The organism is Azoarcus sp. DD4 (assembly GCF_006496635.1).
Lineage (GTDB): Bacteria > Pseudomonadota > Gammaproteobacteria > Burkholderiales > Rhodocyclaceae > Azoarcus.
On sequence record NZ_CP022958.1, the window covers coordinates 2,950,213 to 2,963,532 of the forward strand.

16 protein-coding genes are annotated in these 13,320 nt (G+C 63.0%); 7 read left to right on the forward strand and 9 right to left on the reverse strand.

Annotated features, from left to right (window positions below; translation table 11 throughout):
• The first annotated feature begins 10 nt into the window (after positions 1 to 10).
• Positions 11 to 607 (forward strand): hypothetical protein, encoded by a 597-nt coding sequence (locus CJ010_RS13620; RefSeq protein WP_141018537.1) that lies wholly within the window; start codon positions 11 to 13, stop codon positions 605 to 607.
• Between the two features lie 24 nt (positions 608 to 631).
• Here CJ010_RS13620 and CJ010_RS13625 read toward each other — a convergent pair whose 3' ends face one another.
• A complete protein-coding gene (locus CJ010_RS13625) occupies positions 632 to 1,615 on the reverse strand; it encodes an AAA family ATPase (protein ID WP_141018538.1) in 984 nt (327 codons plus the stop codon).
• Positions 1,616 to 1,796: 181 nt separating this feature from the next.
• On the opposite strand from CJ010_RS13625, the gene folE reads away from it, so the two are divergent.
• Entirely contained in the window at positions 1,797 to 2,474 is a 678-nt protein-coding gene (gene folE / locus CJ010_RS13630) for a GTP cyclohydrolase I FolE (protein ID WP_205754785.1), read from the forward strand.
• A 15-nt stretch (positions 2,475 to 2,489) separates the two neighbouring features.
• Here folE and CJ010_RS13635 read toward each other — a convergent pair whose 3' ends face one another.
• From CJ010_RS13635 to CJ010_RS13650, 4 genes are all read right to left on the reverse strand, one after another.
• Positions 2,490 to 2,819: a DUF3301 domain-containing protein gene (locus CJ010_RS13635; protein ID WP_141018539.1), complete on the reverse strand. Its 330-nt coding sequence runs from the start codon at positions 2,817 to 2,819 to the stop codon at positions 2,490 to 2,492.
• Between the two features lie 32 nt (positions 2,820 to 2,851).
• On the reverse strand, positions 2,852 to 4,432 hold the full coding sequence (locus tag CJ010_RS13640) for an inorganic phosphate transporter (protein ID WP_141018540.1): 1,581 nt from the start codon (positions 4,430 to 4,432) through the stop codon (positions 2,852 to 2,854).
• Positions 4,433 to 4,514: 82 nt separating this feature from the next.
• Positions 4,515 to 4,868, reverse strand: a complete 354-nt coding sequence (locus CJ010_RS13645) for a nucleotide pyrophosphohydrolase (RefSeq protein ID WP_141018541.1) — start codon at positions 4,866 to 4,868, stop codon at positions 4,515 to 4,517.
• Positions 4,865 to 5,710: a 23S rRNA (adenine(2030)-N(6))-methyltransferase RlmJ gene (locus CJ010_RS13650; RefSeq protein WP_141018542.1), complete on the reverse strand. Its 846-nt coding sequence runs from the start codon at positions 5,708 to 5,710 to the stop codon at positions 4,865 to 4,867. Before CJ010_RS13650 ends, CJ010_RS13645 begins: the two co-directional genes overlap by 4 nt.
• A 225-nt stretch (positions 5,711 to 5,935) precedes the next feature.
• Here CJ010_RS13650 and CJ010_RS13655 point away from each other — a divergent pair, with 225 nt between their 5' ends.
• The 5 genes from CJ010_RS13655 (at position 5,936) to CJ010_RS13675 (ending at position 8,841) form a co-directional block, all read left to right on the forward strand.
• The gene (locus tag CJ010_RS13655) at positions 5,936 to 6,481 is read left to right on the forward strand and encodes a gamma carbonic anhydrase family protein (protein WP_141018543.1); all 546 of its coding nucleotides are present in this window, start codon (positions 5,936 to 5,938) and stop codon (positions 6,479 to 6,481) included.
• A 101-nt stretch (positions 6,482 to 6,582) separates the two neighbouring features.
• Positions 6,583 to 7,299: an SIMPL domain-containing protein gene (locus CJ010_RS13660; protein WP_141018544.1), complete on the forward strand. Its 717-nt coding sequence runs from the start codon at positions 6,583 to 6,585 to the stop codon at positions 7,297 to 7,299.
• Entirely contained in the window at positions 7,292 to 7,645 is a 354-nt protein-coding gene (locus CJ010_RS13665; RefSeq protein WP_240794361.1) for an MliC family protein, read from the forward strand. Before CJ010_RS13660 ends, CJ010_RS13665 begins: the two co-directional genes overlap by 8 nt.
• A 41-nt stretch (positions 7,646 to 7,686) precedes the next feature.
• A complete protein-coding gene (locus CJ010_RS13670) occupies positions 7,687 to 8,310 on the forward strand; it encodes a C40 family peptidase (RefSeq protein ID WP_371415667.1) in 624 nt (207 codons plus the stop codon).
• A 96-nt stretch (positions 8,311 to 8,406) separates the two neighbouring features.
• A complete protein-coding gene (locus CJ010_RS13675) occupies positions 8,407 to 8,841 on the forward strand; it encodes a cyclic nucleotide-binding/CBS domain-containing protein (protein WP_141018545.1) in 435 nt (144 codons plus the stop codon).
• A gap of 122 nt (positions 8,842 to 8,963) precedes the next feature.
• Here CJ010_RS13675 and ftsB read toward each other — a convergent pair whose 3' ends face one another.
• The 4 genes from ftsB to CJ010_RS13695 form a co-directional block, all read right to left on the reverse strand.
• Entirely contained in the window at positions 8,964 to 9,239 is a 276-nt protein-coding gene (ftsB, locus tag CJ010_RS13680) for a cell division protein FtsB (protein WP_141018546.1), read from the reverse strand.
• 101 nt (positions 9,240 to 9,340) lie between these two features.
• Positions 9,341 to 10,630, reverse strand: coding sequence for a phosphopyruvate hydratase (gene eno / locus CJ010_RS13685; protein WP_141018547.1), 1,290 nt, complete (start codon positions 10,628 to 10,630; stop codon positions 9,341 to 9,343).
• Positions 10,631 to 10,726: 96 nt separating this feature from the next.
• Complete coding sequence (kdsA, locus tag CJ010_RS13690; protein WP_141018548.1) at positions 10,727 to 11,566, reverse strand: 3-deoxy-8-phosphooctulonate synthase; 840 nt, start codon at positions 11,564 to 11,566, stop codon at positions 10,727 to 10,729.
• 11 nt (positions 11,567 to 11,577) lie between these two features.
• Positions 11,578 to 13,218 (reverse strand): CTP synthase, encoded by a 1,641-nt coding sequence (locus CJ010_RS13695; RefSeq protein WP_141018549.1) that lies wholly within the window; start codon positions 13,216 to 13,218, stop codon positions 11,578 to 11,580.
• Positions 13,219 to 13,320 lie beyond the last annotated feature (102 nt).

The following is a 13,320-nucleotide window of genomic DNA, read 5'->3' on the forward strand; positions in this document are numbered from 1 at the left end:
GGCCGAGAGGATGGTCGATCTATCCGCCGCGCGGGCGAAACTGGGTCGAGCAGCGCTGCTGCTTCCCGATCCCGTCCCGCCCCACCCCTTGCTCGACGGCAAACCTGAAATCGGCCGCGGCGAGTATTCAATCGTGATCGACAAGGGTGACGGCGAGCGCGTGTACAAAGTAGTGAGCTCGCCGGCCGATTACTTCCTGCTGACCGCGCCCGACAGGCCGCAAGGCAAGCATTTTCCCATCGTCTATGCCGATCACGGCGTGGTCGGCCGGGCACAGTCGGGCTACCCGTTCCATCTGCTCGAGATGGAACGCCTGTACCCCCTGCAGGACGACACGCCGGCTGCCGACCTTGCCACCCGACTCATCGACGTCTATTGGTCGGCCTGCGAACAATGGAGCCGACTCGGCATGGACATGGGCCGCATCGCGCTCTATCACATGACCAGCAATCCGCTCGAGGTCAACGACAGCGTGCAACAGGCACTGCGGGCCCTGTCCGATTTCGTCGAGGAATACCACGTGCTCCCGGACATACTCAACGCCAACAACCTGATGACGCGCAAGGACGGGACCCTGGTGTTCGCCGATCCGGTGTTCATCGCCTGAGCGTACCAGCGCCCCCCGCACTCGTCAGAAGCCGATCTTGCGCTTGCTGCCCGGCCGGTAGCTGTCGAGGTCATCGGCAGCCAGGCGGTCGCGCCCGGCCAGCTTGGCACTGCCGAAGGCCGACATCAACGCCCGCCGCTGCGAGCGCGGTGGCAAGCTGGCCAGGCATTCCATGACGTCCTGCGGCGGGTCCATCGGAAAGCCCCAGTCATGTGCCGAAACGATGTCGCGATAGAGACGGCAGGCAATCATGAACGACTCGTCGGCATCCGGACGCGGCACAACGTAGACATTCATCCGGTTGAGTATGGGCTCCGGGATGTTGCGCTCGTCATTGGCCGTGGTCACCCACAGTAAGTGCGAGGCATCCATCTCCACATCGACGTACTCGTCACGGAAACGCCTGGCGGTGTCATGCTCGAGCAGTTCGTAGAGCGGGCCGAGCGGATCGTAGCGGGCATCGCCGCCAGCCTTGTCGACCTCGTCGAGCACGATGACCGGGTTGGCGAGTTCGCCGCCAACCAGCGCCTGGGCAACCTTGCCGGGTTTGGCGTGGTTCCACTGTGCCGAAGCGCCAGACAGGATCCAGCCGGCGGTCAGCGAGCTCATCGATACGAAGTGGTAGCCGGTGCCCAGCCGTTCGGCGAGCGCGCGGGCAAAGTGCGTCTTGCCGATGCCAGGTTCACCCAGCAACAGGATGGGGGCGAAAGACACCGGTTCGTTACCGGACACCGCGAGCGCGAGCGACTTGCGGATGTCCTCGATCACCTCCCCAAAATTGGGGCAACTTTCATGCAAGGGATCCACACTGTCGGCCCGGCTGGGTTTAACGACGAAACGGGTACCACCCGTCTCCCGCATGCGCTCGTAGAAGGACGCGAGGGCCTCGTTGCGTGCCGGCGCACTCGCCTCGAGCGCCTTGTCCACGTCCTCTACCCGGTAGATCTGCCGGGAGTCGGCCAGCGGAATGCAGATTTCGTTCGGCTGTTTCGTTGCTGTCGCAATCATCTTGGCCTCCTCGCCATTCACCGCAGTGTGCTCACCACCCGGATCACGTGCAACCCGATCGCCATCCGAGTCTACGACTTTCGACAAGCAGGAGGCGTGCCGGTTTTGTTGCAACGCAGCAAACCAGTGCCGACAGGCATCCGGCGTATCATCGGGGCCACCAGTACGCGGAAATCCGACAATGTCACCCCCAAAATCGACACAGCCCGACAATCCATTGCCAGCCTGCGACCACGATCACACGCCCTCGCCCCGCCCCGGCACGATAGGCATCCCGCGCGTGGGCGGCTTCGACCCCGTGGCCTTCGAGCGTGCCGTCACCGACCTGCTGCATGCCTGCGGCGTGGCACCGGATACCGCGCATACCGGCCGCACGGCGCTAAGGGTTCGAGAACTGTGGCAAAAACGCCTGCTCGGCGGCTACGAACTCGATCCGGCCGAAGCGCTTGGAGAGGGTTTCGAGGACACGCGCCGTGACATGGTGGTCGTGCGTGGAATCGCCGTCCACGGTGTCTGCCCCCATCACCTCGTTCCCTTCCGTGGGCTCGCCCATGTCGCCTACCTGCCCGGCGGCCGTCTGCACGGCTTCGGTCGCATCGCCCGCCTGGTCGATGCCATCGGCCATCGCTTTACCTATCAGGAGTGGATGACGCGCGACATCGCCGACGCGCTGATGCACCACGGTAGGGCATCGGGCGCCGCCTGCGTGATCGAAGCGGAACAACTCTGTCTGCTTCTCGGCGAGGACAGGCGTGGCGATGAGCGCGTGATCACCCAGGCCTTCTCCGGCGAATTCGAACGTTCGGACCAGTTGCGCAATGAATTCCTGCGTGCCATCGCCGGCAACCGCCTGGCGTGACGATGCAAGCGCTGCTCAGTGGATCACGCGCAGATGGCCGCGGTGCGCCGACAGTTCGAGCATCACCACTTCCCGCCCCCGCAACGTGACCGATCCGCGAAAACGGTCGAAGCCGGAATCGGAGTATTCGAAGGCGTAGGAACGTTGCAGTACCAGCCGTCCATCATCGCCCCGTACCGGACGCACGCCCTGCCCCGCGACGGTTTCATCGAGCAGCTGGACGCCATCGCGGGCGCAGGCTGTCCGCACTGCGGCAATGCCGACCTCGCGCGCCTTGAGGCTGTCGAACCAATACCAGGCCACGAGACCCAGGGCAAGCAGGATGGCGAGTTCGTATCCGGACATGACACAACGGAAAGTGTGGGGAAGGACGCGCTTCAGCCTTGCCGAAGCGTGCTGCCGATCAGATGGTAAAGCCCCGCTGCCATCCCTGCCGACGCAGGAACGGTGATGATCCACGCGGTCACGATACGCACCAACTGCGAGCGCTTGACCAGTTCCTGCTTGTACACCCGCTTCAGATGCTTGCGCTCTGCCTTGGAGAAATTCGCCGGATCCTCGCTCCGCTTGGAACGCGCCTTCAGATCCTTCAGGAGCACATCCTTCTGCGCAATCGATGCGCGTTCGAAACGGGCAAGAAAGTCATCGATCTGTTGCTGTTCGCCGGCCGGATGGTGGGCCTTGATCTCGGCGACGGTACGTTCGTAATGGCTCTTGAGAAATTCCCGCAGGAAGCCGACACCGAACACGCCGCCTACCACGGTATGCGTCGAACTGACCGGCAAACCAAGCTCCGAGGCGACGATGACCGTCACCGTGGCCGACATCGCGATACTGAACGCGCGCATCTGGTCGAGTTCGGTAATCTCACTGCCTATGGTACGAATCACCCGCGGGCCGAACAAAGCCAGCCCCACCGAAATGCCGAAGGCGCCGATCACCATGACCCAGGTCGGTGGCCCGACGACGGTGCTTGTCCAGCTCACCCCGCCCATCGCATCCACGATGGCAGCCAGCGGCCCGATCGCGTTCGCCACGTCATTGGAGCCGTGGGCAAAGCTCAACAAGGCCGCCGCCAGAACCAGGGGGAGGTTGAACAAGCGGTTTACGCTGTCCTTCGTATTCGCGATCAACCCGCCCTTGCGCCTGAGCGTCGATCGAGTCCACAGGAAGACGAGTCCGGCCAGAGGCAGACCATAGAGTGCCGCCTCGACAAGACGGATGGAAACAAGCCGGTTCAGCCCCTTCAGCAGCAGGAAGGCGCAGAAGATCCAGCTCACCACGGCCATGATGTAGGGCACCATCCTGCGCGCAGCCCCAGCCATGTCGACCTGATAGGTAATGATGCGCTTGATGATGTACAGGAAAGCGGCAGCAAAGCCTGCCCCCAGCAGGGGAGAGATTACCCAGCTGGTCGTGATGGCGCCCACGGTATCCCAGTTGACGATGCGCATCCCACTCGCAGCGATGCCCGCGCCCAACACCGCACCGATGATGGAGTGGGTCGTCGACACCGGTGCGCCGAGCACATTGGCAAGGTTCAGCCAGAGCGCGCTCGCCAACAGTGCACTGAGCATGATCCAGACGATGGTTTGATCGTCGGGCAACAGGCTGCGGTTGAGGATGCTGCCACGGACGGTATCGACCACCGCCCCACCGGCAATCAGGGCGCCTGCCGCCTCGAAGACGGCGGCGATCGACAGCGCACCCACCAGGCTGATTGCCCTCGCGCCAACGGCCGGCCCGACGTTGTTGGCCACGTCATTGGCGCCGATGTTCATCGCCAGGTAGGCGGCGAGCATGGCGCCGATCACCAGGATTACATTGCCGTCACCGCCGTGCACCACCGCATGGACCATCACCCCGACGAGAAAGAGGAAGGCGGTGCCGAGCCGCAGCAGTTCGCCGCGGCCGTGTGCAGCGGCGCGCTCGATCTCGGTCAGATGTTGCAGTTCCAATGCAGTGGATCCCGTAGGCGGTGAGCGCGCATTGTTTCAGAAAAGCTGCACTCGCCCAAACGCCGCGCAGATAGTGCTTTGCTTACGACTTGGTGTACTTCTCTGCCTTGCCACGGGCGCGATCCACCGGATAGCGCTCCGCGTTGATCGCAAGCTTGCGCGCGGCGGCATCGGCCAGATCGATACCGAGCACATCAGCCAGCCGTACCAGGTAAAGGAGGACATCCGCGAGTTCCAGCGCAACTTCGCCCTGCACCTCGGAAGGCAACTGCGCCGACTCTTCCGCCGTGAGCCACTGGAAGTGCTCGATGACCTCGCCCGCCTCGCCTGCAAGTGCCATCGCGAGGTTCTTCGGCGTATGGAAGCGCTCCCATTCACGTTCCGCGGCAAAGGAGCGGAGTTGGTCGCGCAGCGCGAGCAAAGCGTCGTTTGTCATGCGATCGAATGTTCCAGATCGAAGCCGGCACCGTCATCCATACCAAGCACCTGCACCAGCCACGGCATCATGGCTTCGAGCCGTTCGGGCAACACCCAGGGCGGATTCACGATGAAAAGACCGCTGCCGAACATGCCGAAGCCGTCCGGCGAAGGCTGCCGGACCGCCAGACGGAGATCCAGCCAGCTCTCGGCCCCCAGCCCCGCCAGGCGTTCCGGCAGTTGGCGGGCTTCAGGCCGGGCCAGGAGCGGATACCACACCATGTAGGTGCCGCTGGCGAAACGCTTCATGGCCTCACGCACCGCATCGACCACGCGGCGATAGTCTTCCTTCAGCTCGTAGGGCGGATCGATGAGCACGATCGCGCGTCGCGAAGGCGGCGGCAGCAAGGCCCGCAGTCCGCCGAAACCATCGGCCTTGCGTACCTGAACCCGGTCGGCTTCATTGTGGAAGGTCTGCTCCAGGGACACTGCATCGGCCGGATGCATCTCGAACAGGCGCAGGCGATCCTGGGGCCGCGCCTGCGTCATCGCCAAGGCCGGCGAACCCGGATAGAACAGCAGCCGCCCATGCGGGTTGAACTGGCGGACCGCACGGATATAAGCCTCGACCGGAGCCGGCCGGTCATCGCGCTCCCACAGCCGGCCAATACCGTCCGCGAACTCCGCATTCTTGGATGCATGTTCGCTGTCGAGCGCATAACAACCGGCACCCGCATGGGTATCGATGTAGCACCAGGGCTTGTCCTTGCGGTTGTAGTACTCGAGCAGCTCGAGCAGCACGGTGTGCTTGAGGACGTCGGCATGATTGCCGGCGTGAAAGGCGTGACGGTAGCTGAGCATGTAGATCGAAGAAGACGGGCAGAATCGGCTTGCCGCAGGCGATTGCAACGATGTCGCAGCTGGCGGCAACAGGCGCAGCATGCTACCACTGCCGGCCCGCCGCGGGCACACCGCAAGCGCCAGAAGATTCATCCGCACCAAGGACTTGCCCACCTTTTGCCCCCCACTTGCTATGATTCCGCCCCCGGGTCACATCGGGCACGCAGAAAATCACCTGAGAGACAAATGAGCATCTATGCCCTGAGAGAGCGCAGACCCCGTTTTGGCGAGGGGTGCTGGGTTGCCCACAACGCGACCGTGATCGGCCTGGTCGAGGCTGGCCGCAACGTCAACATCTGGTACAACGCGGTGATACGGGGCGACAACGACCCCATCGTGATCGGCGACAACACCAACATCCAGGACGGCTCCATCCTCCATAACGATGAAGGCATCCCGCTGACCATCGGTTCGGACGTCACCATTGGCCACATGGTCATGCTGCACGGCTGCACCGTCGGCGACGGTACGTTGATCGGCATCAACGCGGTTGTTCTCAACAACGCAGTAATCGGCAAGCATTGCATCATTGGTGCCAATGCCCTGATTCCCGAAGGCAAAGTGATTCCGGACCGCTCCTTGGTCGTCGGTTCGCCCGGCCGCGTGATCCGCGAACTCACCGACGCCGAGATCGCCGACATCAAGCGCAATGCGCAGCACTATGTGGATAACGCCCGGCAATACGAAGCCGAACTCCGGCCGCTCGACCCGACCGAGGTGCTCGGCACCTGATTCGCTGTGGCTTTCGTATCACACCCGCTTACACCTCACCGGTCCGATACCAAGGCCGATACGGTATAAAGCTGCCGCATCAGTGCCGTTCCTCAATCGTCATGACCCGCAGACCCCAAAAAAGACTTTCCAGCGTACTCGTTGCCGTCTTGCTTGCCGGTGTGGCGTGGTCCACACATGCAGCCGAAACGCCTTCGGCAGCCACCGCGTCAATCGAGCTTTCCGCTGACGCCAGCCGCCCTGCAGCGAACGACCTTATCGTTGCCATCCTGTACGTGGAACAGGCAGGAACGGACGCTGCAGCCCTGGCCCGTCAGGTCAATCGCAATGTGGCGGCAGCATTCGATGTTGCCCGCCCCTATACGGACATCAAAGCCCAGTCTGCCGGTACGAGCACCTGGCCGGTCTACGGCAAGAACAGCAGCAGCGGGAAGATCGACGGCTGGCGCATGCGCGCCGAGGTGCGCCTCGAAGGTCGCAACCTCGCCGCGATGTCCGAACTGATCGGCAAGCTGCAGGCCACGCTCGCGCTGGCACAGGTGAACATGCAGCCGGCACCCGACACGCGCCGCAAGGTACTGGACGAAGCCACGGTGGATGCCATTCGTGCTTTCGAACAGCGCGCGGCACTGGTCTCGAGCACGCTGGGCAAGCGTTACCGTATACGCCAGCTCAACGTCGCCGAGAGCGGGCATCGACCGATCTACACCCGCATGCGTGCGGCGCCGATGATGGCGGAAGCAGCGCCTGCCCCACTCGAAGCCGGCGAAACCGATGTAAGCGTAACGATCAGCGGCAGCATCGAGCTGATTGACTGAATCCCTTTCTCAGAAAAACATGCCCAGAACCCTACGTATTCTCGCTGCGGCGCTTCTCGCCACCGTCACCGCGGGGCTCGCGTCCACCGCCTGGACGCGCGAAGGCGCTGCAATCGACAACTACAGTTGCCGCAACGGCGAACGCTTTGCCGTCGAACATCACACCAACCATATCCGTCTGCGTACCGGTGCCGGAATCTTCGCCCTAACTTCGGTTCCCGCCTCTCGCGGCGACAAGTACACGGACGGCCAGACCGTGTTCTGGGACAACGGCACCGACGCCATCCTCGAGCGGGCTGGCCTGCCTGCGGCAAACGGTTGCATGCGGGAAGCCACCCGCTCCTGACTCAAAATCCAATTGGCATGGCGTCTTCCGTGGCGCCGTGGATGACCACCGGGTGGACGCCAACGATGGGATCGCCTATCTTTGCGCCCATGCTGAATTCGATCGCGTCAATCCGTTCGCATGGCCATGTGCGCACCCGCGCCAGCTTGGCCGCAGTGACAATTAGCCTGCTGATCTCGGCTTGCGGAACACTCCCACCGCCGCGGTTCGAGCCAACTCCCGCGCAGCCCCCAACGCCAGCCACACAGCCCACACGCAATTACTTCACGCTCGAAGATCCGGCTCACACCCAGGAAATGGTCGTCTTCGCACTCGGCCTGCTCGACACCGGCTATCGTTTCGGTGGACGCAATCCGGAGGCGGGCCTGGATTGCAGCGGGATGGTCAGCTACATCGTCGAGCAGATCAGCGGCCAGCGCCTGCCTCACAACGCGGCGCAGATCGCCGATCGAACGCGACCGATCGACATAGACGAACTCGCTCCGGGCGATCTGGTGTTCTTCAACACCATGCGGCGCCGTCATTCGCACATGGGCATCTACATCGGCGACGGCCGCTTCGTCCATGCGCCGTCGAGCCGTGGCAGCGTCCGTATCGAAAAGCTGAACAGCCCCTATTTCGCGCCCCGCATCGACGGCGCCCGCCGCCTCCTCGCAAGCAACTGAGGCCCCGAAAGTTGGGGTTTGTTCCGACTTGCTTCCGCTCCGTCAACTATCTAACTTGAAGGAGCCGATCGTTGTTTTTCCGGAGGAGGAAGAGACATGCCGATGCGCAAGATTGGAGACGTGGTAAAGGGACAGAAGATCCTGACGACCGATGAAGACATGACCGTACTGGAAGCTTCGCGCAGGATGACGGACTTGCGGGTGGGTTCGATCATGATCGTCGAAGACGGTCGCCTGCACGGGATATTCACCGAGCGCGACGCCTTGGTGCGGGTGATCGCATCCGGCCGCGACCCTTGTCGCACCAAGCTGTCTGAGGTGATGACCCGCGATCCGCAGACCATCTCGCCCGACAAGCCGCTTGGTCACGCAATGCATCTGATGTACGACGGGGGCTTCCGTCACGTACCGGTGGTTGACGGCAACGGTAGGCCGATGGGCATGATCTCGGCGCGCGATGCGCTGGGACCCGAAATGGTTGCTTTCGAGGAAGAGCTCGAACAGCGGGAGTTGATTACCGAACTGCTCTGAATCGCGTCATACAGCAAACAAGAGATCGCAGTGAATTGAAGCCGGCCTCATGCCGGCTTTTATATATCCAACGCCGGCCAACAAAGCGACGCGGGTCCTCAGAGCGGGCTCGCAAGCGCCGCTCAATGCCGCTGGGGGATCTGCACGAAGATCTCGTTGGGCTTGGTCAGACCGAGCTCGAAGCGGGCGCGCTCCTCGATCGCTTCGTTGCCCGACTTGAGGTCACGCACCTCGGCATCCAGTCCGGCATTCCTGTTTTCAAGGCGCGTATTCTCCTCCCGCTGTTCGTGCAGCTTGCGATCGACCTCCCAGACGCGCAACCAGCCGCCCTTACCCAGCCAGAGCGGGTACTGCAACACGACGACCAGTGCGAGGAGAATGATTACAGGCCAGCGCATGACACGGGGAAGACCTCGAACAAGGACAACGATAACAATCGAAAGGCCGGCGGAGTCCGTCGGCCTTTCGATTTCAGCGGTACTGCGGCGCCTTAGCGCAATCAGCGCGCGCGCAGATTATAGAAGGCACGCTTGCCCGGGTAGCTGACGGTGTTGCCGAGATCTTCCTCGATGCGTAGCAGCTGGTTGTACTTCGAGATGCGATCCGAGCGCGACAGCGAACCGGTCTTGATCTGCATGGCGTTCAGGCCCACCGCGATGTCGGCGATGGTGGAGTCCTCGGTTTCGCCCGAGCGGTGCGAGATCACCGCGGTGTAGCCGGCGCGCTTGGCCATTTCGACCGCGGCGAAGGTTTCCGACAGGGTACCGATCTGGTTGATCTTGATCAGGATCGAGTTCGCCACGCCCTGGTCGATGCCCTGCTCGAGGATCTTGGTGTTGGTGACGAAGAGGTCGTCGCCCACCAGCTGGATCTTCTTGCCGAGGCGGTCGGTCAGGTGCTTCCAGCCCGCCCAGTCACCTTCGGCCATGCCGTCCTCGATCGAAACGATCGGGAACTTGTCGGCCAGCGTGGCGAGGTAGTCGGTGAAGCCTTCGGAGCTCAGGCTGAGGCCCTCGCCCTTGAGTTCGTACTTGCCGTTCTTGTAGAACTCAGAAGCGGCACAGTCCAGCGCCAGCAGCACGTCGCGGCCCGGCTCGTAGCCGGCGGCGGCGATGGCTTCCTGGATCAGGTTGAGCGCTTCTTCGGTACCCGCGACGTTGGGGGCGAAGCCGCCTTCATCGCCGACGGTGGTCGGGTAGCCCTTCTTGTCGGTGATCTTCTTCAGGTGATGGAAGATCTCGGCGCCACAGCGCAGCGCTTCGCGGAAGCTGCCCATGCTGACCGGCATGATCATGCATTCCTGGATGTCGAGGCTGTTGTTGGCGTGCTCGCCGCCGTTGATGACGTTCATCATCGGCACCGGCATGGCCATCGGGCCCGATCCGCCGAAGTAGCGGTACAGCGGCAGGCCGGCCTCTTCAGCGGCAGCCTTGGCCACCGCCATCGACACCGCCAGGGTGGCGTTGGCGCCGAGGCGCGACTTGTTTTCGGTGCCGTCGAGTTCGATCAGGGTACGGTCGATGAAGGCCTGCTCTTCGGCGTCGAGGCCGATGATGGCTTCCGAGATTTCGGTGTTCACGTTCTCGACCGCACGCAGCACGCCCTTGCCGAGGAAGCGGGCGGCGTCGCCGTCACGCAGCTCGATGGCTTCGCGCGAACCGGTGGAGGCGCCGGACGGCACTGCGGCACGGCCCATCACACCGGATTCCAGCAGCACGTCGGCTTCGACAGTGGGGTTGCCGCGGGAGTCCAGAATCTCGCGGGCGATCACGTCAACGATTGCACTCATGATTGTTCCTGTTTCGGTTACGGATTTGAATCGGAAAAACAATACTGTACGGATGAAGGCACAAGCTTCTCCCGCTGCTTCCTTGATCGCCCCCGATCAGGGAGCCGTTTCGAGGAAACCGTGCGACTTCACCAGCGCGTCGATGTCCTTCAAGGTTTTCAGCAAAGCCTTCATCTTCGGCAACGGCCAGGCGTTGGGGCCGTCCGACAATGCCTTGGCCGGATCGGGATGCGTTTCCATGAAGAGACCGGAAATGCCGACGGCCACCGCGGCACGCGCCAGTACTGGCACGAATTCGCGCTGCCCGCCCGAAGCCGTCCCCTGCCCGCCCGGCAGCTGTACCGAATGGGTGGCGTCGAAGACCACCGGGCAAGCGGTCTCCCGCATGATCGCCAGCGAGCGCATGTCGGAGACGAGGTTGTTGTAACCGAACGAAGCGCCGCGCTCGCATACCATGATGGTGTCGGCGCCGCCATTCGCTTCCTTCGCCTTGTCGACCACGTTCTTCATGTCGCCCGGGGCGAGGAACTGGCCCTTCTTGATGTTCACCGGTTTGCCGCTGGCGGCCACCGCATGAATGAAGTCGGTCTGGCGACACAGGAAGGCCGGCGTCTGCAGCACGTCGACAACCGCCGCGACCGCCTCGATCTCCTCGATTGCATGCACGTCGGTCAGGACGGGTACGCCAAGCTGCTTGCGGACGTCCGCGAGTATGTCCAGACCCTTCTCCATGCCCATGCCGCGGTAGGACTTGCCCGAGCTGCGGTTGGCCTTGTCGTAGGACGACTTGTAGATGAAGGGAATGCCGAGCTCGGCGCAGATCTCCTTGAGCGCACCGGCGGTCTCGAAGGCCATCTCGCGCGACTCGATGACGCAGGGACCGGCGATCAGGAAAACCGGCTTGTCGATACCGACTTCGAATCCGCACAATTTCATGGCGCGCTCCTTCAAGCCTTGACCGCCACTCGACGGGCGATCGCCGCCTTCACGTAGGCGGTGAACAGCGGATGGCCCTTGCGCGGGTTCGAGGTGAACTCCGGGTGGAACTGGCAGCCGACGAACCATGGATGGACCTCGGCGGGCAGTTCGACCATTTCGCACAAATCGGTGACCGGCGCACGGCCCGACACCACCAGCCCCTTCTCTTCCAGCTTGGCGAGCAGCGTGTTGTTCACCTCGTAGCGGTGACGGTGACGTTCCATGATCTCGCCTGCGCCGTAGACCTCGCGCGCCAGAGAACCGTCGGCGAGCTTGCAGACCTGGCCACCCAGACGCATGGTGCCGCCGAGATCGGAATCCTCGCTGCGTTTCTCGACCTTGCCGCTGCGGTCGGCCCATTCGGTGATCAGGCCGATCACCGGATACGGCGTGTCGCGCTCGAACTCGGTCGAGTGGGCTTCGGTCATGCCCGCGACGTCGCGGGCGAACTCGACCACGGCGAGCTGCATGCCGAGGCAGATGCCGAGATAAGGCACCTTGTTCTCGCGCGCATAGCGGATTGCAGCGATCTTGCCCTCGGTGCCGCGCTTGCCGAAGCCGCCCGGCACCAGGATGGCGTCCATCTTGTCGAGCACGCCGCAGCCGCTACGCTCGATCTCTTCGGAGTCGAGATAGTGGATGTTCACCTTGGATTCGGTGTGCATGCCGGCATGGTTGAGCGCCTCGATCAGCGACTTGTAGGACTCGGTCAGATCGACGTACTTGCCGACGAAGGCGATATCCACCGACTGCTTCGGGTTTTCCAGCGCGCGGATGAGGTTTTCCCACACCGAGAGGTCGGCCGCGCGGGCGAGGATGCCCAGCTTGTGGCAGACGATCTCGTCCAGCATCTGGTCGTGCAGCTGGCCGGGGATCTTGTAGATGGAGTCGGCATCGAGACACTCGATCACCGCTTCCGGCATCACGTTGCAGAACAGCGCGATCTTGCGGCGTTCGTCGGCCGGAATGGAGCGGTCGGCACGGCACAGCAGGATGTCGGGCTGGATGCCGATCTCGCGCAGCTCCTTGACCGAATGCTGGGTCGGCTTGGTCTTGAGTTCGCCGGCGGTCGGGATATAGGGCAGCAGCGTGAGATGGATGAAACAGGTGGCGTTGCGGCCTTCCTCGATGCCCATCTGACGGATGGCTTCGAGGAAGGGCAGCGATTCGATGTCGCCCACCGTGCCGCCGACCTCGACGATGGCAACGTCCGCGCCTTCGGCGCCGCGCTTGACGTAGCTCTTGATCTCGTCGGTGATGTGCGGGATGACCTGCACCGTCTTGCCGAGGTATTCGCCGCGCCGCTCCTTCTTGATCACCGCCTCGTAGATCTGGCCGGTGGTGAAGTTGTTGCGCTTGCTCATCTTGGCGCTGGTGAAACGCTCGTAGTGGCCGAGGTCGAGGTCGGTTTCGGCGCCGTCCTCGGTGACGAAGACCTCACCGTGCTGGAAGGGGCTCATGGTGCCCGGATCGACGTTGATGTACGGATCCAGTTTGAGGTGGGTCACCTTGATGCCGCGGGATTCGAGAATGGCCCCGAGCGAGGCCGCCGCGATGCCTTTGCCCAGGGAGGACACGACACCGCCGGTAACGAAGACGTATTTGGTCATGGGAACTGTGCTGCGGGAAAGCGCGATGATAACCGATCACCCCCCGCAGCCGGAAGCGCGCCCGGCGGTTTACGCCGGTTTCGCTTTGTTTCGCAGCAATAC

What these genes read in the sequence shown, in the direction of transcription:
- CJ010_RS13670 (WP_371415667.1), top strand. Translation starts at nt 7,687, where the DNA reads ATGACCACCGGGTGGACGCCAACGATGGGATCGCCTATCTTTGCGCCC.
- CJ010_RS13660 (WP_141018544.1), top strand. Translation starts at nt 6,583, where the DNA reads ATGACCCGCAGACCCCAAAAAAGACTTTCCAGCGTACTCGTTGCCGTC.
- kdsA (WP_141018548.1), bottom strand. Translation starts at nt 11,566, where the DNA reads ATGAAATTGTGCGGATTCGAAGTCGGTATCGACAAGCCGGTTTTCCTG.
- CJ010_RS13620 (WP_141018537.1), top strand. Translation starts at nt 11, where the DNA reads ATGGTCGATCTATCCGCCGCGCGGGCGAAACTGGGTCGAGCAGCGCTG.
- CJ010_RS13635 (WP_141018539.1), bottom strand. Translation starts at nt 2,819, where the DNA reads ATGTCCGGATACGAACTCGCCATCCTGCTTGCCCTGGGTCTCGTGGCC.
- CJ010_RS13650 (WP_141018542.1), bottom strand. Translation starts at nt 5,710, where the DNA reads ATGCTCAGCTACCGTCACGCCTTTCACGCCGGCAATCATGCCGACGTC.
- folE (WP_205754785.1), top strand. Translation starts at nt 1,797, where the DNA reads ATGTCACCCCCAAAATCGACACAGCCCGACAATCCATTGCCAGCCTGC.
- CJ010_RS13645 (WP_141018541.1), bottom strand. Translation starts at nt 4,868, where the DNA reads ATGACAAACGACGCTTTGCTCGCGCTGCGCGACCAACTCCGCTCCTTT.
- CJ010_RS13675 (WP_141018545.1), top strand. Translation starts at nt 8,407, where the DNA reads ATGCCGATGCGCAAGATTGGAGACGTGGTAAAGGGACAGAAGATCCTG.
- CJ010_RS13655 (WP_141018543.1), top strand. Translation starts at nt 5,936, where the DNA reads ATGAGCATCTATGCCCTGAGAGAGCGCAGACCCCGTTTTGGCGAGGGG.
- CJ010_RS13625 (WP_141018538.1), bottom strand. Translation starts at nt 1,615, where the DNA reads ATGATTGCGACAGCAACGAAACAGCCGAACGAAATCTGCATTCCGCTG.
- CJ010_RS13695 (WP_141018549.1), bottom strand. Translation starts at nt 13,218, where the DNA reads ATGACCAAATACGTCTTCGTTACCGGCGGTGTCGTGTCCTCCCTGGGC.
- ftsB (WP_141018546.1), bottom strand. Translation starts at nt 9,239, where the DNA reads ATGCGCTGGCCTGTAATCATTCTCCTCGCACTGGTCGTCGTGTTGCAG.
- eno (WP_141018547.1), bottom strand. Translation starts at nt 10,630, where the DNA reads ATGAGTGCAATCGTTGACGTGATCGCCCGCGAGATTCTGGACTCCCGC.